Annotated in this window: 19 protein-coding genes; 7 read left to right on the plus strand and 12 right to left on the minus strand. The window is 63.3% G+C overall.

The window, feature by feature from the left end:
• The first annotated feature begins 39 nt into the window (after positions 1-39).
• Both QMO80_RS19125 and leuA read left to right on the plus strand, forming a co-directional pair.
• The gene (locus QMO80_RS19125) at positions 40-165 is read left to right on the plus strand and encodes a hypothetical protein (protein WP_283197913.1); all 126 of its coding nucleotides are present in this window, start codon (positions 40-42) and stop codon (positions 163-165) included.
• Positions 166-321: 156 nt separating this feature from the next.
• Positions 322-2,055 carry a 2-isopropylmalate synthase gene (gene leuA / locus QMO80_RS19130; RefSeq protein ID WP_283200231.1) on the plus strand — a complete coding sequence of 578 codons (1,734 nt, stop codon included), beginning with the start codon at positions 322-324 and terminating at the stop codon, positions 2,053-2,055.
• A 268-nt stretch (positions 2,056-2,323) separates the two neighbouring features.
• Here the strand turns inward: leuA and QMO80_RS19135 are convergent, their stop codons facing one another.
• From QMO80_RS19135 to QMO80_RS19150, 4 genes are all read right to left on the minus strand, one after another.
• Complete coding sequence (locus QMO80_RS19135) at positions 2,324-3,166, minus strand: anti-sigma factor (protein ID WP_283197914.1); 843 nt, start codon at positions 3,164-3,166, stop codon at positions 2,324-2,326.
• A gap of 1 nt (position 3,167) precedes the next feature.
• Positions 3,168-3,677, minus strand: coding sequence for an RNA polymerase sigma factor (locus QMO80_RS19140; RefSeq protein ID WP_184344658.1), 510 nt, complete (start codon positions 3,675-3,677; stop codon positions 3,168-3,170).
• A gap of 187 nt (positions 3,678-3,864) precedes the next feature.
• The gene (locus tag QMO80_RS19145) at positions 3,865-4,425 is read right to left on the minus strand and encodes a hypothetical protein (protein ID WP_283197915.1); all 561 of its coding nucleotides are present in this window, start codon (positions 4,423-4,425) and stop codon (positions 3,865-3,867) included.
• Between the two features lie 159 nt (positions 4,426-4,584).
• Entirely contained in the window at positions 4,585-5,493 is a 909-nt protein-coding gene (locus QMO80_RS19150; protein WP_283200232.1) for a metallophosphoesterase, read from the minus strand.
• Positions 5,494-5,563: 70 nt separating this feature from the next.
• Between QMO80_RS19150 and QMO80_RS19155 the strand changes: the two genes are divergently transcribed.
• Positions 5,564-6,043 (plus strand): NUDIX domain-containing protein, encoded by a 480-nt coding sequence (locus tag QMO80_RS19155; protein WP_283197916.1) that lies wholly within the window; start codon positions 5,564-5,566, stop codon positions 6,041-6,043.
• Positions 6,044-6,085: 42 nt separating this feature from the next.
• Here QMO80_RS19155 and QMO80_RS19160 read toward each other — a convergent pair whose 3' ends face one another.
• Positions 6,086-7,096 (minus strand): glutathione S-transferase family protein, encoded by a 1,011-nt coding sequence (locus tag QMO80_RS19160; RefSeq protein ID WP_283197917.1) that lies wholly within the window; start codon positions 7,094-7,096, stop codon positions 6,086-6,088.
• 227 nt (positions 7,097-7,323) lie between these two features.
• On the opposite strand from QMO80_RS19160, the gene QMO80_RS19165 reads away from it, so the two are divergent.
• The gene (locus QMO80_RS19165) at positions 7,324-7,887 is read left to right on the plus strand and encodes a GNAT family N-acetyltransferase (RefSeq protein WP_283197918.1); all 564 of its coding nucleotides are present in this window, start codon (positions 7,324-7,326) and stop codon (positions 7,885-7,887) included.
• On the opposite strand, the gene QMO80_RS19170 is transcribed toward QMO80_RS19165, so the two are convergent.
• From QMO80_RS19170 to QMO80_RS19190, 5 genes are read right to left on the minus strand one after another with little or no spacing between them, the layout of a single operon-like run.
• The gene (locus QMO80_RS19170) at positions 7,888-8,304 is read right to left on the minus strand and encodes an N-acetyltransferase (protein WP_283197919.1); all 417 of its coding nucleotides are present in this window, start codon (positions 8,302-8,304) and stop codon (positions 7,888-7,890) included. It abuts the gene before it with no gap.
• 4 nt (positions 8,305-8,308) lie between these two features.
• Positions 8,309-10,378, minus strand: coding sequence for a hypothetical protein (locus QMO80_RS19175; RefSeq protein WP_283197920.1), 2,070 nt, complete (start codon positions 10,376-10,378; stop codon positions 8,309-8,311).
• Position 10,379: 1 nt separating this feature from the next.
• A complete protein-coding gene (locus tag QMO80_RS19180) occupies positions 10,380-13,193 on the minus strand; it encodes a DUF4159 domain-containing protein (protein WP_283197921.1) in 2,814 nt (937 codons plus the stop codon).
• Positions 13,190-14,110: a DUF58 domain-containing protein gene (locus QMO80_RS19185; protein WP_283197922.1), complete on the minus strand. Its 921-nt coding sequence runs from the start codon at positions 14,108-14,110 to the stop codon at positions 13,190-13,192. The genes QMO80_RS19180 and QMO80_RS19185 overlap by 4 nt, the downstream gene beginning before the upstream one ends.
• Before the next feature lie 13 nt (positions 14,111-14,123).
• Positions 14,124-15,134 carry a MoxR family ATPase gene (locus QMO80_RS19190; RefSeq protein ID WP_088936445.1) on the minus strand — a complete coding sequence of 337 codons (1,011 nt, stop codon included), beginning with the start codon at positions 15,132-15,134 and terminating at the stop codon, positions 14,124-14,126.
• A 158-nt stretch (positions 15,135-15,292) separates the two neighbouring features.
• Between QMO80_RS19190 and QMO80_RS19195 the strand changes: the two genes are divergently transcribed.
• Genes QMO80_RS19195 through QMO80_RS19205 form a run of 3 tightly spaced genes read left to right on the plus strand, consistent with a single transcriptional unit; the run spans position 15,293 to position 17,813 of the window.
• Positions 15,293-15,916 (plus strand): DUF1285 domain-containing protein, encoded by a 624-nt coding sequence (locus tag QMO80_RS19195; RefSeq protein ID WP_283197923.1) that lies wholly within the window; start codon positions 15,293-15,295, stop codon positions 15,914-15,916.
• Positions 15,913-16,563, plus strand: coding sequence for a CoA pyrophosphatase (locus tag QMO80_RS19200; protein ID WP_283197924.1), 651 nt, complete (start codon positions 15,913-15,915; stop codon positions 16,561-16,563). Before QMO80_RS19195 ends, QMO80_RS19200 begins: the two co-directional genes overlap by 4 nt.
• Positions 16,560-17,813 (plus strand): CCA tRNA nucleotidyltransferase, encoded by a 1,254-nt coding sequence (locus QMO80_RS19205; protein WP_283197925.1) that lies wholly within the window; start codon positions 16,560-16,562, stop codon positions 17,811-17,813. The genes QMO80_RS19200 and QMO80_RS19205 overlap by 4 nt, the downstream gene beginning before the upstream one ends.
• On the opposite strand, the gene QMO80_RS19210 is transcribed toward QMO80_RS19205, so the two are convergent.
• Positions 17,814-17,999 carry a DUF1059 domain-containing protein gene (locus QMO80_RS19210; protein ID WP_003565542.1) on the minus strand — a complete coding sequence of 62 codons (186 nt, stop codon included), beginning with the start codon at positions 17,997-17,999 and terminating at the stop codon, positions 17,814-17,816.
• Positions 18,000-18,113: 114 nt separating this feature from the next.
• Positions 18,114-18,383: a hypothetical protein gene (locus QMO80_RS19215; RefSeq protein ID WP_003565540.1), complete on the minus strand. Its 270-nt coding sequence runs from the start codon at positions 18,381-18,383 to the stop codon at positions 18,114-18,116.
• Positions 18,384-18,442: the final 59 nt, after the last annotated feature.

An 18,442-nucleotide genomic window follows, 5' to 3' on the forward strand; every position in this document is an offset into this window, starting at 1 on the left:
GGCTTGCCAGTTTCACCGCCCAAGGCTATAAGCGCGGCCATGAAGACCACAGGCGCCAGAATTTCCGACACGATTGCACGCGGCCGCATCGCCCTGCGTGACGTCTCGCGCGCCCTGACCTCGCTTCTTCTCCTCGGCCTTACGCGCGGTTGCCGGGTCCTTTGAGGAGCGCCCGGCGGCCGAAAGCCCGCCCGGCCATCGCTCCTCGCGACTCACTTTCAAAATTGACCTAATGACCGACAAAGGTCCGCATTTGTTTATCGCCAAGCCTGACACGATCGGCTAAGAGCGGGGCAAATGCCGGGACGAGGAGACGATATGATGAATGCAAAGACGCAATTCTCCGAGGGAAAAACGGCCTCCGCCAAAGGCATGCCTGACGCTGCGGTGAAATACCGGGCCTATCCGCAGGTGAACATTCCCGACCGCACCTGGCCGACGAAGACCATCACCAAGGCGCCGGTCTGGTGCTCGGTCGACCTGCGCGACGGCAACCAGGCACTGGTCGACCCGATGGGCCACGACCGCAAGGCGCGCATGTTCCAGCTGCTGCTGGAGATGGGCTTCAAGGAAATCGAGATCGGTTTCCCCTCGGCTTCGCAGACCGATTTCGATTTCGCCCGCTGGTGCGTGGAAGAGGGCAACGTGCCCGCCGACGTCTCGCTGCAGGTGCTGGTGCAATGCCGCCCGGAACTGATCACCCGCACCTTCGAAGCACTGGAAGGCGCAAACCGGCCGATCGTGCATTTCTACAACTCGACCAGCGAGCTGCAGCGCCGCGTCGTCTTCGCCAAGGATGTGCAGGGCATCAAGCAGATCGCCGTCGATGCCGCCAAGATGATAACCGACATGGCCGTCAAGGCAGGCGGCGGCTACCGTTTCGAATATTCGCCCGAGAGCTTTACCGGCACGGAACTCGAAGTGGCGCTGGAAATCTGCAACGGCGTCATCGAGGTGGTCAAGCCGACGCCCGATAACAAGCTGATCATCAACCTGCCGTCCACCGTCGAGATGGCGACGCCGAACGTCTATGCCGACCAGATCGAGTGGATGTGCCGCAATCTCGACAATCGCGAAAACCTGATCATCTCGCTGCACCCGCATAACGACCGCGGCACCGGCATCGCCGCTGCCGAACTGGCCTTGCTGGCAGGCGCCGACCGTGTCGAAGGCACGCTCTTCGGCAATGGCGAGCGCACCGGCAATGTCGACATGGTGACGATGGCGCTGAACATGTTCACGCAAGGCGTCGATCCCGAGATCGACTGCTCCAATATCGAGCGCATCAAGGAAGTGTTCGAATATTCCAACCAGATGGCGATCGGCGAACGTCATCCTTACGTCGGCGAGCTGGTCTATACGGCTTTCTCCGGTTCGCATCAGGATGCGATCAACAAGGGTATGAAGGCGGCGCAGGTCGCCAACCATCCCGTCTGGGAAGTGCCGTATCTGCCGATCGATCCGCGTGACGTCGGCCGTTCCTACGAGGCGATCATCCGCATCAACTCGCAGTCCGGCAAGGGCGGCATCGCCTATATCCTGCAGCAGGATTACGGGCTGAACCTGCCGCGCAACCTGCAGGTGGAATTCCGCGAGGATATCCAGCGCATTACCGACGTCGAGGGCAAGGAGCTTCCTTCAAAGCGGATCTACGACCGTTTCATCGAGCGCTACGTGACGCAGCCCGATGGGCGCCTCAAGTTCGTCGACCACCACACCTATCCCGATACCGAGCACAAGGGCCAACGGATCGTGGCGGCCGAAATTACCGACAATGGCGAGATCAAGCGCATCGAAGGGCGCGGCAACGGCCCGATCGACGGCTTCATCAACGCGCTGTCGCATTATCTCGGCATCGAGATGTCGGTGGAGGACTATTCCGAGCATTCGCTGCAGCACGGCTCGAACGCGGCGGCGATCTCCTATGTCGAGACCTCCTATCCAGGCGGCAAGCTCTTCGGCGCCGGCATCAATACCAACATTGTCGCGGCCTCGCTGGAAGCGATCGTCTCGGCCGCCAACCGGGTGCTCGAGGTGAAGGCCGGCAAGGCCTGATTAATTGGTGAAGTAATCTTGGTGCTTTGATCATTGCCCGTCGCCGATGCTTCGGGCATTCGCTTCTATCAGCGCCAGCGGCCCCCTCATCCGCCTTCTCCCCGCTGGGGAGAAGAGGAGTCGAGACGTCGCCGCGAGTCTCTTCTCCCCAGCGGGGAGAAGGTGCCGGCAGGCGGATGAGGGGGCCGCTGGCGCTGCTGGTCGATTTTGCCATGGTACCGCCTCAGCTTCGCTGGCGGTAACATTCGTCACATACGATAGCCGGCGATCAGATCGCCGTGGCGATTTTCATGGCGAGCTGGCCGAGCGTCGCTTCGGCGGAGGGACCGGCAAGCACATAGGAGGTGCCGGCATTGTGCCAGGTCACGAGGCCGATCTCGTCCTTGATCGTTTCCTTGAAATCGTCGGTCTCCGGCGGCTGCGCGTCCTTGCGGAAGCAGATGGAGATGACGTCGCCGTCGGCGTTGGAATAGACGAGCTGGCCGACAGGGCGGCTGTCGCCGAGAATGACGCGGGCGCCCTGGAAGGTCCAGGATTCGGCGCTGAGATCGGGCACGCGGAAGGGCACGCCGATCGCGGTCGTGAGCCAGCTGGAAATTTCCTCGGCCTGCGAGGCCGGCACTTCGACGAGGTGGCGGGGCTGACGGATCAGCAGGCGCTGATAGGCGGTGACGTCGCCCAGCCAGTCGCTGGTATTGGCCGGCGCCGCTGTCGAGGTCGTGGTGGCGATCTCGTCGGCATCCGGGCTGACGCCGACGAAATAGCCGATGCCGCAGCCGATGACGAAGAGGATGAGGGCGGCGGCCAGCGCCTGTGGGCCGCTTGGTGCCAGCTTCACCGGCGGGCGCGTGGCGCGCTGGGCGATCGGCGTCTTCGGCGGCTGCGTGCTCTTGATCGAGCGGACGAGGGCGAGCGGCACCGGCTCCTTCAGGATGTCGTCGAGGCGGCGGCGGCCGAAATCGGCGCCGTGGCGAAGCTTCTCGTGCAGCCGGCGTGCATTCTCGTCGGTTGCCAGGCGCTGCTCCAGTTCGTGGCGCTGTTCGGGCGAGACCTCGCCATCGAGAAGGGCGGTGAGCTGGGCTTCGAGCGGCAATTTCCTAAGATCGAGCAATTCAGTACCTGTGGATCGGGTGAGTGCCGGCAAGCCCGGCAAAATGCAGCCTTGCGGTCGCGAGCTGTGAGACGACATTTGCCACCGGCGTGCCCATGATGTCGGCCGCCTGCTGATAGCTGTGGCCTTCGACGTCGACGAGCAGGAACATGCTGGAAAGACCTTCCGGCATATCGGCGATCATGTGATGAATGGCGTCGGGATCGACTGCGGTCGAGCGTTCGCGCGCGGCTTCGCGAATATCGGTGACATTGCCGCGGAGGGAGGCCTTCGGCTTGCGCTTGCGGCTGTCGTCGGTCCATTGCTGGCGGGCAAGCGTGTAAATCCAGCTTTCCAACCGGCCTTCACCGCTCCATTGATGACCCTTGGCGATGGCACGCTGACAGACGGCCTGGACGAGTTCATCGGCCAGAGCAGCCTCGCCCGCGAGCGTGATCGCGAAGCGGCGAAGACGGGGCAGAAGGCCGACGAGATCACGCCGGAGATCGATGGTCGTTGCGGGTTGACGCATTGTTTATCCAAGAAGCATTCACAATGGTTTCGCGGACGAAGGGTTCGCCGTCGGGCGCGAAACCGGCTTTGTCGACGCCGACGATGCATGTGCTTTATGAAACAAGTCTCCTGCACTTCGCAAGCATCCGGCCGTCTTCATCCCCTTTTCTCAAGGGATTTTCGTATTGTAGACCACAAAACTTGCGTCAATATGTCTTGTAGCCATTCAAGCTTTGCAGCAGAGCGCGATAGGCCCATGTGCCTTCGCCGCCGCGATCGCGGATTTCCACGAGCTGGACGCGGGCGCCCTGGATGTCTCCCTGTTCCACCAGCGCCATACCCATGTAGGAGCGGGCGAGGATGTAGTTCTCATCCGCCTGCAGCGCCTTGCGGTAGTAGGACATGCCGAGCTCCATGCGGCCGGCCTTGCGATTGGCGTAGCCGAGATAGTTCAGGATGCGCGGGTCGTTCTGGTTGCGGGCGAGGTTGAGCACGGTGATGGCGTTGTCATACTGACCGGCATAGGCAAACTCGCGGGCGAACTTATAGAGATCGTCGTCGTTGAAGCTGCTCTTCTTCGGATTGACGCATTCCTTCTTGGCCTTGTCCCAGACCTTGCCGCCGGTGCAGGTCTTGGTCGTTTCGGTCTTCGGCGGCGGATTGGTGTCATCGTTGCCGCCGCCGACCGCGAAAGCGGCGGTGGCGATGCCGAAGGCAAAGCCGGCGGCGAGCGAAAGTCTGGACAGGTGACGGAAAGAAGACGTCATTGGCGGGGCTCCGTTCTGAGGCGATGCAGTTGGCCGGATTGTACGCCTACCGCTAAAAATACCAAGAGGGTAAGCGGCCGCCACGGCAATTGTTGCGGCGATGGCCCGACCTCCTCTCAGATCGGGTCAAGTGCCGAATAAAAGAGTCCGGAGCCGGCGCTAACGCGCGAAAATATCAACGCTTTCCGCCATCACCGCGTCGCCGGACCGGTTGACGCTGAAGCGCTCGCCGCTGAGCTCCCAGGCGCCGGGAGAGCCGTCGATGGAGAAGAGGTTGTAGGCGGCGGGCGGCTTGATGCTGCCCGGTCCTTGCGAGGCCGAGGCGATGCCGACGACGGGCACCGGCTGTACCTGGCCGCGCAGCCAGTGCAGCGTGTTCAGGTGCGTGTGCCCGTGCAGCACGAGCTCGGCGCCGCCGGTCGAAATCACCGCGGCGAAGCGGCGGATGCCGATCATGCGCTTGTGGAAGGCGGTGGCGCCGCGGATCGGCGGATGATGGATCATGACGACCCGGAAGAGGCCGGCTTCGCCGGCCGCCCGCAGCATATTCACCGTGTCGCGCGCCTGGCGCGCGCCGAAAAAACCGGAGGCGGCAAAGGGAGGGGTGGCGACTGCCGTCGAGCAGCCGACGATCGCGACTTTGCCGCGGATGCGCAGATAAGGAAAAATATGGCGATCTTCCAGCCATTGCGGCGGGGCAAGATCGCCGCGGACATACTCGTACCAGGCGCGCATCGACTTCTCGTAGGCACCGGGCACATAGGCGTCGTGATTGCCGGGAACGACGGAGGTGTCGGCGGGATCGCCGAGCGCGCGCAGCCAGGCGGCGGCGGCGCGGATCTCGATGCCGCTCGCCAGATTGACGAGATCGCCGGTGACGGCCAGATGATCCGCCTGATGGGCGCGGATGTCGTCGAGCAACAGATCCAGCGTGCTGCCGAAAAGGTGCTTGCGTCGGTTGCGATGCCAGTTCACAAAGCCCGTTATGCGTTTTGAAAACAGCTCCTGGATGGAAAGACGGGGCAGCGGCCCGAGGTGGACGTCGGAAATATGCGCGAGCTTGAACATGCTACGAGACATAGACCAGCTTATTGACAAATCAAACACATCTGGCGCGATGAAGGGCTGAAACGGAACGATGGTGGATAAAGAAAAGCGGCCTCTTCATATCAGGACGGCCCTGCGCCTTCTGCATGTCTATTTCTCTTTCGCCCGCGGCATGACGATGGGGGTACGAGCCGCCTGCTTCGATGCGGAGGGGCGGATTTTCCTGGTGCGCCACAGCTATATCGGCGGCTGGCATATGCCGGGCGGCGGACTGGAGCGCAACGAGACGGTCGAAGAAGCACTGGCCAAGGAATTGCGGGAGGAGGGCAACCTCAGGATCATCGGCAAGCCGCAATTGGTTCAGGTCTATTTCAACACCACGACCACAAGCCGGGACCATGTCGTGTTCTACCGGGCGAGTGTCGAGCAGACGGCGCCGCGCCCGCCCGATTGGGAGATCTCCGACAGCGGCTTCTTTTCCCTCGACAACCTGCCCGAAGGCACGACCGAGGCGACGCATCGCCGCTTAGCCGAGCTTCGTGGCGAGCAGGAGCCCGACCACTGCTGGTGAGGGCTGCGCAGTTTTTTAGGCCGCGGCAAGCAATTTAAAGTTCTACAGCGTCCTTTGCGCGTCTAAAAAGACGCGCGGCGCTGTAGCACGGCCATGCGGGCTGTCGAGATCGAGCGCCGGGCCGACGGGAACGATGCCCGTCGGATTGATCGTCTTGTGGCTACGGTAGTAGTGTTCCTTGATGTGTTTCAGGTTCACCGTTTCGGCAACGCCCGCGGTCTGGTAGAGGTCGCGCAAATATCCAGGCAGGTTGCGGTAATCGGCGATCCGGCGGATGTTGCATTTGAAATGGCCGACGTAGACGGGATCGAATCGCACCAGTGTCGTAAACAGGCGCCAGTCGGCTTCGGTCTGCCGGTTGCCTAGGAGATAGCGGCCCTTGCCCAAGCGTTCGTCGAGCATGTCGAGCGTTTCGAACAGCTTGCCGACATTTTCCTCATAGGCTTCCTGGGTGGTGGCAAAGCCCGCCTTGTAGACGCCGTTGTTGACGGTGTCGTAGACGGTGGCGTTCAGCGCATCGATTTCGGCGCGGAGATCTTCGGGATAAAAATCGGCCTTTGCGCCGGTCAGCTCGTCGAAGGCGCTGTTGAACATGCGGATGATCTCGGCGGATTCATTGCTGACGATCGTGCCGGTTTTCTTGTCCCAGAGGACGGGAACGGTGACGCGGCCCGAATAGTGCGGATCGGCCTTCACGTAAATCTGCCAGAGGGTGGTGGCGCCGAAGAGCTGGTCACCGGTGGCGCCATCGCCGACCTTGAATTCCCAGCCGTTGTCGAGCATCAACGGATCGACGACCGAGACCGAGATCAGCTCCTCCAGCTTCTTCAGCTTGCGGAAGATCAGTGTGCGGTGCGCCCAGGGGCAGGCAAGCGAGACATAGAGATGGTAACGTCCGGCCTCGGCCTTGAAGCCGCCGCTGCCGGAAGGGCCGGCCTCGCCGTCCGATGTCACCCAGTTGCGGAACTGCGAAGGCTGCCGCTTGAACTGGCCCTTGCTCTCCTCCGTGTCGTACCAGACATCATGCCAGACGCCGTCCACCAGCATTCCCATGATCTTCATTCCTTTGGTTGCGTGTCGGGAGCGAACTTAGCTGAGATAGCGGGGCTTTGCAGGCGGTAAAGGTTGAACAGTGTGTCGCGCCGTTCCGGCACTGCATGGTTTCCAGTGCCGTCGTGTGCATTTTGCGTTGGACGGCGGAAATTTTTCCTGCTATCGGCCTTCCCACGATTTTAGGATCCCTGCGTGATGTTCATTTCCAGAAACCCGCGACGACGCTGATGCTCCCGAACGCCGAAGGCGTGTTCGAGACCCATCAATCTGTCCATCCGGTTTCTGTCATCATGTACAAGCACGATCTCGTCTACCTCACCGAAGACGCGTCCCACGACGCCGCCATCGAACACATCAACGAAGAAGCCTTCGGTCCGGGCCGCTTCACGCGGGCGGCGGCTCGCATCCGCGAGCAGGGGCCGCACGACCTGTCGCTCTCCTTCATCTGCGCTGACGACGGCGAGACGATCGCTTCGGTGCGCATGACGCCGGTGCTGGCCGGCACGGTAAAAGGCCATCTGCTCGGCCCGCTTGCCGTCCGGCCCTCGCATAAGAATATAGGCATCGGCCGGGAGCTGGTGCGGATCGCCGTGGAGGCGGCAAGACGCAAGGGTTCGGAAGCCGTCATCCTCGTCGGCGATCCGCCCTATTACGGCCCGCTCGGCTTCGAGAAGGTCGCCTACAACGCGCTTTCCTTTCCCGGCCCCGTCGATCCCGGCCGCGTGCTCGTCGTTCCGATCGGCGAGGGCGTGCACGAGCGATTGAAGGGCATCATCGCCTGGCACGGATGATTAGAGATTTTTCCGGAGGAAACTGCGCGAGCGGCCCTCCGGGAAATCCTCGAGTTCCCCGAAGACCTCATAACCCTGACGCCGATAGGCGCTGAGAGCCTGTGGGCTGAAGGTGTCGATCCAGGCGCCGCGGCAGCCGCGCGCCTTGGCCTCTTCTTCCGCCTTTGCGAGGATCCTGCCGGCGAGGCCGGTGCCGCGCAGCGTGTCGGGAATATAGAGCATCTGGGTGAAGAGCCAGCCCCAGGCGGTAAAACCAGACAGGCCGCCGGTCACCTTGCCGTCGGTGTCGCGAATGAGAACGGCGAGCGGCCGGCGGTCGGCGGGGCCGACATCACCGGCGTTGAAGGCCGAGAGCGCATCGGTGATAACAGCCAGTTCCTCCGGCGAGGGCGAGGCGGTCAACTCGAATTCCGGCATGCGATTATCGTCCTTCGCGCCACCACATGGTTCCGAAGGCGAGCAGCAGGATGCCGACGCCGGCGAAACCGGCAAAGAGCGGCAGCGTGTTGATGCCCTTCAAGACCGTCTCGCTGGTCATGCGGATCATCATCCGATCGTTGTCGGAGACGCGGACCTGGCCGCGGACCGGCAGGATCGGCGGCACGGTGATCCTGCCGCTTTCGTTGGCGACGCGGGTGACGAGACCCTTGCTTCTGTCGGCGACCGGTTTCAGCACATCGGTCGTCGAGATCATCGCCTTGAACTCAGGCGCGTCGACGGCGCCGATATGGACGAGCGTCGACAGCTTGCCGTTGTGGATTTCGAAGAGGCCGATCTCGTCCATCCGCTTCTCGGCCTTATAGAGCCCGGGTTCGGATTGGATGAGCGGCAGGGTTTCGGTCTTGCCGGAGGGGTAACGCACGGTGGCGTTGCCGGGATTGTCGCCGATCGTCTGGCGCGTGACTTCAAGCGTCCGGCCGGAGGCGCGCGCCGTCAGTGCTTCTTCCTCGAGCGCCGGCTCTTTCATCAGCCAATGGGCGATGCGGCGATAAAGCGAAACGTTCGGGCCGCCGCCTTCGAAGCCGCGCGCCCAGAGCCAGCCCTGATCGGAAAGCAGCATGGCGACCCGGCCCTGGCCGGCGCGGTTCAGCACCAGCAGCGGGTGGTTGTCGGCGCCCAGCATGATCGTCTCACCCTGCGGCCGGTCGACATCGACGCTGCGGAACCAACGGCCCCAATGCGGCGGATCCTCGCCCGAACCATCAAGGCCGCGGGTGACGGGATGTTTGCGGCCTTCCTCGGAGAGGCGCGGGTAGAAAGCCTTTTCGATCATCTCCCCGGTGGGGGTTGCCGGCAGCACCGAGGAAAGCGGTGTCAGTGCGATGGAATCGGGCCCGGCATGCTCGGGACCGGCGGCGATCAGCAGCGCGCCGCCGTTGTCGACATATTGGGCGATGTAATCGTAATAGAGCAGCGGCAGCACGCCGCGGTGCTGGTAGCGGTCGAAGATGATCAGGTCGAAATCCTTGATCTTGTCGACGAAAAGCTCGCGGGTCGGGAAGGCGATCAGCGACAGCTCGTTGATCGGCGTGCCATCCTGCTTTTCCGGCGGCCGCAGGATAGTGAAATGCACAAGATCGACCGAGGCATCGGATTTCAAAAGGTTGCGCCAGGCGCGTTCGCCGGCATGCGGCTCGCCGGAAACGAGCAGGACGCGGAGATTCTGGCGGATGCCGTCGATGACGTGAACGGCGCGGTTGTTGGCGGTGGTGACTTCGCCCGGAAGCGCGGCGACCGAGAATTCGAGCACGTTGCTGCCGCCGGCCGGCACCTTGAAGGAGAAGGGCGTGTCCTGGCCGGGCGTCGCCTGCAGCGTGGCGATCTCGTCTCCGTTCAGCTTCACGGTGACATTGGCGGTGCCGCCGGGGCTCGGGCCGTCGTCGAAGACGCGCAGAACGACCTGCTGCTCCTCGTTGACGATGCCGAAGCGCGGCCCCTTGATGACTTCGATGCGGCGATCGAATTCATTGGCCTTGCCGGTGATGAGGCCATGGATCGGCGCATCGAAACCGAGCGCCTGATTGGCGGCCGGAACATCATGGACTTCACCGTCGGTCAGCATGATGGCGCCGCCGATGCGTGCAGGCGGGACATCGGCGATATTGGCCGACAGCGCGTCGAACAGGCGCGTCGACGGCACGTCGGAATTGGGATCGCCTTCGACATCGACGAAGCGGGGCTCTATCTGGGGGAAGCGGGCGAGCTGGCCCTTCAGGGCCGCCAGCGCATCGTCGGTTATCTTGACGCGATCGGGCGTCTGCTGGCTCTGGCTTCGGTCGACGAGAACCGGGACGATAGTTGACAACTGATCCCGGTCCTCCTGCAGCAGCACAGGATTGGCAAGGGCGGTCAGCATGGCGAGCGCCGCCAGCGTTCTGATCCAGGCGCCGCGAATGCCGCGCCAGATCGCGAAAGCGGCGATGAGGACGCTGACGGCGGCCAGTGCGGCCAGAACCGGCCAGGGCAGGAAGGGTGAAAAATCGAAGGTCATCTCACTGTCCTAACCGTTCGAGAAGGTCGGGAACATGGACCTGGTCGGTCTTGTAGTTGCCGGTCAGCATATACATCATGATGTTGACGCCGGCACGGTAGGCATATTCGCGCTGCGCTTCATCGGACGGCACGGTCGGCAGCATCGGCACGCCGTTGTCGTCGACTGCCCAGGCACCGGCGAAATCATTGCCGGTGATCAGGATCGGCGAAACGCCGTCGGCCGTCGCAGCCGATTTTTCGGTCGCTTCGCGGCCGCCCTGCCGAGCCTCGATCCAAAGTGGGCTGCCGGTATAACGGCCGGGAAAGCTCGACAGGAGATAGAAGGATTTCGTCAGCACGTGGTCTGATGGCACGGGTTCCAGCGGCGGAATGTCGAGATTGGCAAGGATAGCCTGCAGCCTCTGGCCGTTGGCGCTGACATTGCCGCCATTGTCCAATGCGCTGATCTGATCGCGCGTGTCGAAAAGCACGGTGCCGCCATTGCGCATATAGGCGTCGATGCGGCTGATCGCTGCCGACGACGGCATCGGCGCCGTTGCCGAAACCGGCCAGTAGATGATCGGATAGAAGGCAAGCTCGTCTTTGGTCAGGTCGATGCCGACGGGGGGCGCCGGCTCCAGCGTCGTGCGAAACGTCAGGAACTGGGTAAGGCCCTCGAGGCCGCGCTCGGATATATCGTCCACTTCCCGCTCCCCGGTGACGACATAGGCGAGATGCGTGTTGTCGAGCCTCTGGAGGATGAGGTCGTCGCCGGGCTGGGAGTCGTTGGCGTGAAGCGTGCCGGGTTGCATGAGAAAGCCGGCACTGAGCGCAATGGCGATCATTGCCGCTGTGCGGACAGCCGGGCGCAATCGTGAGAACGCGCCGTTCATGAAGAGGACGACCAGGCTATCGGCCAGCAGCAGCAGAAAGGCCGCCAGAAAAAGCGCTGGCTTTGCCGACCAGCTTTCGCCGCCGATCAGGCCTTCGCGCACGGCATTGGTTCCCGCTGTGTCGAGCGGCGCCAGTTCGGCGTCCTCAGGCAGTACGTTCAGGGAGGCGAAACCGTCTTCCGAACCGTAAAGTCCGGGCGGGTTGTCGAAATTCGCGATCGGTTCGGCTCCTGCCTGTGGAATGAGCGGTCGCGCCGAACCCGTCTCGGAGACGAGCGTGCCTTTGGCCGTCAGCATACGGAATGGCGGCAGGGATTCGGAGACACGCGCATTGCCGCGCGCCTCCGATGTCACGCCGCCCGATCGCGATATCTGCAGGAGGTGGCGCAGCATGTCGACGAAAGTGCCCGAGATCGGCAGATCGGACCAGGTCGCTTCCGCCGTGACATGAAACAGGACGATCTGCCCGGATGCGAGCTGCTTCATCGTCACGAGCGGCGTGCCGTCAGCCAGGCTCGCCCAGGTGCGTTCAGCCAGATCGGGCGTCGGTTCGGCCAGCACCTGCCGTTTGACCACGACATCGGCCGGACGCGCTATGCCGGCGAAAGGCCCGAAACTCGGAAATTCGGCCAGCGACTGCGGCTCGCTCCAGGACAAGGTGCCGCCCAGCGCCCGTTCTCCCTGGCGCAGGATAACGGGGATCAGCGGATCGTCCGCGGGGGCCGCGGCCATGCGCGGACCGGCGAAGCGCAACAGCATGCCGCCATTCGATATCCAGCGTGTCAGCGGTTCGTAGGTTTCTTCAGGCAGACGGCCGATATCGGCCATGATGATGATGGAGGGATTGCTGGCGAGAAGTTTCGGTATGGCGACCGAAAGATCGGAATCGCTGGGCTGGATCAGATCAGCATAGGGCTGCAGCGCCCGCTGGATATAATAGAGCGGCGAGAGCAGCGGCTGGAATTCATCCCCGCCTTCACCTGACAGCAGGACGACGCGGCGGCGCTTGAACGCGTCGTCGAGAAGATGGACGGCGCCGGCCGTTGCGCCGTTATCGACGCTGACGCGGGCGAAATCGTTGCGCATCTCGAAGGGTGCGGTGATCGAACTCGTCGCAACGCTCTGGCCGGGGCGGAAATCCACCCTGCCATTGGCGATCGAGCGGCCCTGGGTATCGACGGCGTTGAGCGCCACGGATGCGGCACGCGAAGTGTTGAGCCGCGTGACCTTGACGGTCATGGCGTCAGCCGCATTGTTGGCCGCGGTGATCGCGACCGTCCGCGCGGCATCGCCCTCGATCAGGCGGAGATCGGCGGGCTGGAGTTCCGCGAGCCTTTGCACCGTCGCGTCGTCGGCCTTGGCGGCGGCGCCATCGGTCAGAAAGGCGAGGGTGCCGGGCTTGGTGCCGTTTAGCGCGGCGCGCAGCGCCTGGAAGGCGCGCTCGCGGTCCGGCACCAGCGGTCGCGGCTCGGCGGCGCGCAGCTTGTCGCGGGCGGCAGCGGCTGTGCCCGGAACGGCGTTGTTGCCCGGATCGGCGGTGAAGGCGATCGACACCGGCGTGCCGGCGGATTCGGCATCGTCTATCAACGCATCGGCCGTCTGGATGCGGCGTTCCCAGTCGGGTGCCGCCGCCCAGCTGTTGTCGACGAAGAGGACGAGCGGACCGCCCGATGCGAGCGAACTGGTGCGCGGGTTGAAGACCGGATCGGCGATCGCAAGAATGACGGTGGCGGCGAGCAGCATGCGCAGCAGCGTCAGCCACCACGGGCTCTGCGCCGGCGTCTCCTCGCGCTTCAAGACGGAGGCGAGGATCTTCAGCGGCGGGAAGACCTCGGTCTTCGGACGCGGAGGCGTCAGCCTGAGCAGCCACCAGATGACCGGCAGGGCGATGAGGGCGCCGAGAATGGCAGGATAGGCGAAAGCGAAGGGAAGGGCGTTCACAGCTGCCCTCCATGCGTTGCCTTGGCCGGCATGCCGGACAGATACATGTGCACCGCGACGAGCGCCTCCGAGGCGAGATGATCGGTGCGGTGCGTCGCAAAGGTCCAGCCGAGATGGCGCAGCGATTGGCCGAGGCTCTCCCTGCGGACGAGGTAGGCGTTGCGATAGGCTTCGCGGATGTGTTCGGCGCGGCCGGAGATAAGCTTGGCGCCGCTCTCCGGATCGGTGAATTCGGTGCGGCCGCTATAGGGGAATATTTCCTCGGCGGGATCCGATATTTCGACCACATGGCCGCGCAGGCCGCGACGGGCAAGCGGGCCAAGGCGCTCCATGATAACAGGCGCATCATCGAGGAAATCGCCGATAAGGACGAGATCGCTCCAGCCGCGGATCATTCCCGTTTCCGGCAGGCCGCCGGTCAACGGCGTGTGCATGAGCGCGGCCGCAAGGCGCTCGGCGGCATTGCGGGTGGAGGCGGGTTCCATGATGCCCGGGCAGCCGATGCGCTCGCCGGAGCGAGCAAGAATTTCGGCGAGCGCCAGCATGACGACCAGCGCGCGGCTTTCCTTGGAGACGCTGCCATAGCTCGACTTGTACATCATCGAGGGCGACATGTCGCACCAGAGCCAGATCGTATGGGCCGCTTCCCATTCGCGCTCGCGCACATAGGTATGGTCGTCGCGGGCGGAGCGGCGCCAATCGATGCGCGACAGGCTTTCGCCTTCGGCATAGGGACGGAACTGCCAGAAATTCTCGCCGATGCCGCGTTTGCGGCGGCCATGCCAGCCGGCGATCACCGTATTGGCGATGCGCTTGGCTTCCACCAGGCAATCCGGCACCAGGGCGGCCCGCTGCCTGGCGCGGGAAAGGGCATCGCTGCCTGACGTCGGGTTGACGATCTGTCCAATAGATGCCACGCGTCCGGCTTCCTTATCCCTTTGCCTGCTTGACCAGTCCGGCGATGACGTCGCGCACCGACATGCCTTCGGCGCGGGCAGCGAAAGTCAGCGCCATACGGTGCTGGAGAATGGGTTCGGCGAGCGCGAAGATATCGTCGAGCGACGGCGCCAGGCGACCTTCGTAGAGGGCGCGAGCACGGGCGCAGAGCATCATCGCCTGGCCGGCGCGGGGGCCTGGACCCCAGGCGACGTTCTTGTCGGTCGAGGCATTGCCCTGGCCGGGGCGGGCGGAACGGACCAGCGCCAGGATGGCGTCGACGACCGTGTCGCTCACCGGCATCTGACGCACCAGGGTCTGAATCTCGATCAGCCGCTGCGCGTCGATGACGGCTGCCGGCCGGGTTTCCCCCAAGCCCGTCGTCTCGAGCAGGATCTGGCGTTCGGCGGCGAGCTCCGGATAATTGACGTCGACCTGCAGCAGGAAGCGGTCGAGCTGGGCTTCGGGCAGGGGATAGGTGCCTTCCTGCTCGAGCGGGTTCTGGGTGGCGAGCACATGGAAGGGCGCCGGCAGGTCATAGCGCTGGCCGGCGATGGTGATGTGATATTCCTGCATGGCTTGCAGAAGCGCCGACTGGGTCCGCGGCGAGGCGCGGTTGATTTCGTCAGCCATCAGCAGCTGGGCGAAAACAGGGCCCTTGACGAAGCGGAAAGAGCGGCGTCCACTGTCGTCCTGGTCCATCACCTCGGATCCGAGAATATCCGAGGGCATCAGATCAGGCGTGAATTGGATGCGGTTGGCGGCGAGGCCGAGCACTTCGCCGAGCGTCGTCACCAGTCTGGTCTTGGCAAGACCGGGGACGCCGACGAGCAGAGCATGACCGCCTGACAGCACGGCGAGAATGGTGTTCTCGACGACGCTTTCCTGACCGAAGATCACCTTCGAGACTTCTGTGCGGATGGCGGCGATATCGGAGAGTGCCTTTTCGGCAGCGGCGACGATCGCCTTTTCATCGAGGCTGGCTTCGGTCTTCATCATACCCACGGGCATCTCCAACGGCTGAAATCATTCGGCAGCGAATCGGCGGACTTATACATCTGCCTCATACTCGATAGAGTTATGGAGATGCGACGGGCTGACAAGTTCGTTACGAATGACTATCTCGTGACTTCACTTCGTTAAGGACAAACCGGGACGGAAGAATGGCAGCCGAGGAAATCAGCGGACAGGCGGATGCGGCGGGGCTTGCCGCGCTGATTTCGCGCGCGTCCGAGGAAAGCGGCGGAAAAAAACGCGGTTTACCGCCGGTCGAGCAGTGGAATCCGCCTTTCTGCGGCGATATCGACATGGAGATCAGGGCCGACGGCACCTGGTTCTACATGGGCACGCCGATCGGCCGGCCGGCGCTGGTGCGGCTGTTTTCGACGGTTTTGAGAAAAGACGACGACGAGAAGACCTATCTCGTAACTCCTGTGGAAAAGGTCGGGATCAGGGTCGTCGACGCGCCGTTCATCGCCGTGGAGATGAACGTGACGGAGAGGCAGGGCCAACAGGTGCTGACCTTCCGTACTAATGTCGGCGATGTCGTGGAGGCGGGAGGAGAGCATCGGCTGCGCTTTGCCATTGCGGACGGCAACGCCGAACTGAAACCCTATCTGCATGTGCGCGGGCGGCTGGAGGCGCTGGTGTCGCGTGCGGTGATGTATGAACTGGTCGCGCTTGGCGAAATCCTCGACGTGGAGGGGCGGGCGATGTTTGCGATCCGCTCCGCCGGCGAGGTCTTCCCTGTCATGCCGGCCGACGAACTGGATGCTCTTTGCCGATGAATGATGCGATCACCCACCGTTATCCGCTGTTCTCAGCCGCCGAATTCCGCCGCCGCGCCCTCAACCAGAATGGCGGGCCGGTCGACCATGCCTGGCGCGATCACGGCGACCATATTCTCAATCCCGATATCGTTGCCGAGGTCGAGACCTTCAAGCTGCGTGACGCCGCCGTGCTCGTGCCCGTCGTCGACGACGGCGAGGAGGCGCATGTGATCTTCACCAAGCGCACGGCGACGCTGCGCAAACATTCCGGGCAGATCGCCTTTCCCGGCGGCTCGATCGATCCCGCCGATATCTCACCTGAAATGGCGGCTATCCGCGAGACGGAGGAGGAGATCGGTCTCGCCGGTTCCTTCGTCGAGACCGTCGGGCGACTGCCGAATTATCTTGCCTCGACCGGCTTCCGCATCACGCCGGTGCTCGGCGTCGTCTCGCCGGGCTTTGCGCTCACCCTGAACCCGGCCGAGGTGGCCGACGTGTTCGAGGTGCCGCTTTCCTTCCTGATGAACCCTGCCAATCATGCCCGCGACAGGCGTGTCATCGACGGCATCGACCGGCATTTCTATCGCGTGCCTTATGAAACCAGAATGATCTGGGGCATCACCGCCGGCATCGTCCGCACGCTCTACGAAAGGCTTTATGCATGACCGGTCTTGCCGACCAAGCATGGTTCCGCGACCCGGCGCTCGGCCGGATTCTTGCGCTTCTCAATGTCGATGGCGGGGAAGGGCGGGTGGTCGGCGGCGCGGTGCGCAACGGCCTGATGGGTCTGCCGGTCAGCGATATCGACATCGCCACGACGCTGACGCCGGAGATTGTCATGGAGCGGGCAGCAGTGGCCGGCATCAAGGCGGTACCGACAGGCCTGCAGCACGGCACGGTGACGCTCGTCATCGACGGCAAGCCCTTCGAAGTGACGACGCTTCGCACCGACGTCGAGACCGACGGGCGCCATGCCAAGGTCGCTTTCAGCACCGACTGGAAGGCGGACGCCGAACGGCGGGACCTGACGATCAACGCGCTTTATGCCGATGCCAAGGGCGAGGTGGTGGATCTGGTCGGCGGGCTTGCCGATATCGAGAAGCGCAACATCCGCTTCATCGGCGATGCGGCAAAGCGCATCGCCGAAGATCATCTGCGCATCCTGCGCTTCTTCCGCTTCTTTGCCTATTACGGCTCCGGACGGCCGGATGCCGAGGGGCTGAAGGCGTGTTCTGCGGCGCGTTCGAAGCTGAAGACGCTGTCGGCGGAACGCGTCTGGTCGGAACTGCGGAAGCTACTCGGTGCTGCCGATCCCGGCCGGGCGCTGCTCTGGATGCGGCAGGTGGCGGTGCTGACGGAAATCCTGCCGGAATCGGAACGATGGGGGATCGATGCGATCCCTTCGCTTGTTACCACCGAAAAGGCGCTTGGCTGGACGCCTGATCCGCTGTTGCGGCTTGCGGCGATCGTGCCGCCCGATGCGGCGCGGCTGGAGGCGCTCGCAGCCCGGCTGAAGCTCTCGAATGCGGAGGCGGCCACTCTCAAGGCCTGGGCAATGGCGGCACCTGTCAATGACGACATGTCGTCGGCCGCCTTCGAACGGCTGCTTTACCGCAACGGCGCCGACGGCATCGTGACGCGGCTCAAGCTGGCGCTCGGCGTTGCGCGTGGCAAGGCGGAAGGGGATTTCGACGAGATGGCGCGGTCGGCGCGGCTTACCAAGCTCCTGGATCAGGCCGCGAACTGGAAGAAACCGCAATTTCCGATAAACGGCGGCGATGTGATGTCCGCGGGAATCGCGTCCGGCCCGCGCGTCGGCGAGCTGCTTGCCGGCCTGGAAAACCAGTGGGTGGAGGAAAATTTCGTTTCCGACCGGGCGGCGCTGCTCGCCCGGCTGCAGGAACGGGTGCAATAATCAGGCGGCGTTGACCTCGTCGCGGATGCGAGCCTTGATATTATCCACCATGTTCTCGCGGATCGTGGTTTCGCCGTGAGCGTTTTTCAGGTGCTCGACGGCGCGGCGGACCACCTCGGCGTCGCTATCCGCCCGCGTATGCCAGGCGCAGCCCGGGACGAGAGTGCCGCATTCGAAAAGTCGCATGGTCTTCTCCTCTGTTTAAAACACAAAGACGATCGCGATCTGACGCGATTTATGAATGTGCGGGGGGAGGGAAGGTTCCGGCCGGCATCGATATGCCGGCCAGTAAAGGCCGTGTCAGTCGGGCATCGCCCAGGCTTTGTAGGTATCCGAAAGCTGGCCGGGCATGTTGCTGTTGGCGGCCGCTGCTTCATTCTGCAGCTGTTCCGGCGATTTGCCGCCGGCCAGCTGCAGCTTGACCTGCTCGATGAAACAGGACAGCGGCAGATCCGAGCCGCTCTTGGCCCGCAATTTCTCGGCGATGCGCGTCAGAAACTCGGATGTGTCGATTGCGCGGGATGTTTCCTGGACATCCGTGGACGCAGGCGAACCACTTTGTATCGTCATGACAATCCTCCTCCGATTGTTACGCACATACATATAAAGTTAGGACGCGCTTATTTTTC

The organism is Rhizobium sp. BT03 (genome assembly GCF_030053155.1).
Lineage (GTDB): Bacteria > Pseudomonadota > Alphaproteobacteria > Rhizobiales > Rhizobiaceae > Rhizobium.

What these genes read in the sequence shown, in the direction of transcription:
- QMO80_RS19125 (WP_283197913.1), top strand. Translation starts at nt 40, where the DNA reads ATGAAGACCACAGGCGCCAGAATTTCCGACACGATTGCACGCGGCCGC.
- leuA (WP_283200231.1), top strand. Translation starts at nt 322, where the DNA reads ATGAATGCAAAGACGCAATTCTCCGAGGGAAAAACGGCCTCCGCCAAA.
- QMO80_RS19140 (WP_184344658.1), bottom strand. Translation starts at nt 3,677, where the DNA reads ATGCGTCAACCCGCAACGACCATCGATCTCCGGCGTGATCTCGTCGGC.
- QMO80_RS19145 (WP_283197915.1), bottom strand. Translation starts at nt 4,425, where the DNA reads ATGACGTCTTCTTTCCGTCACCTGTCCAGACTTTCGCTCGCCGCCGGC.
- QMO80_RS19150 (WP_283200232.1), bottom strand. Translation starts at nt 5,493, where the DNA reads ATGTTCAAGCTCGCGCATATTTCCGACGTCCACCTCGGGCCGCTGCCC.
- QMO80_RS19155 (WP_283197916.1), top strand. Translation starts at nt 5,564, where the DNA reads ATGGTGGATAAAGAAAAGCGGCCTCTTCATATCAGGACGGCCCTGCGC.
- QMO80_RS19160 (WP_283197917.1), bottom strand. Translation starts at nt 7,096, where the DNA reads ATGGGAATGCTGGTGGACGGCGTCTGGCATGATGTCTGGTACGACACG.
- QMO80_RS19165 (WP_283197918.1), top strand. Translation starts at nt 7,324, where the DNA reads ATGCTCCCGAACGCCGAAGGCGTGTTCGAGACCCATCAATCTGTCCAT.
- QMO80_RS19170 (WP_283197919.1), bottom strand. Translation starts at nt 8,304, where the DNA reads ATGCCGGAATTCGAGTTGACCGCCTCGCCCTCGCCGGAGGAACTGGCT.
- QMO80_RS19175 (WP_283197920.1), bottom strand. Translation starts at nt 10,378, where the DNA reads ATGACCTTCGATTTTTCACCCTTCCTGCCCTGGCCGGTTCTGGCCGCA.
- QMO80_RS19195 (WP_283197923.1), top strand. Translation starts at nt 15,293, where the DNA reads ATGGCAGCCGAGGAAATCAGCGGACAGGCGGATGCGGCGGGGCTTGCC.
- QMO80_RS19200 (WP_283197924.1), top strand. Translation starts at nt 15,913, where the DNA reads ATGAATGATGCGATCACCCACCGTTATCCGCTGTTCTCAGCCGCCGAA.
- QMO80_RS19205 (WP_283197925.1), top strand. Translation starts at nt 16,560, where the DNA reads ATGACCGGTCTTGCCGACCAAGCATGGTTCCGCGACCCGGCGCTCGGC.
- QMO80_RS19210 (WP_003565542.1), bottom strand. Translation starts at nt 17,999, where the DNA reads ATGCGACTTTTCGAATGCGGCACTCTCGTCCCGGGCTGCGCCTGGCAT.
- QMO80_RS19215 (WP_003565540.1), bottom strand. Translation starts at nt 18,383, where the DNA reads ATGACGATACAAAGTGGTTCGCCTGCGTCCACGGATGTCCAGGAAACA.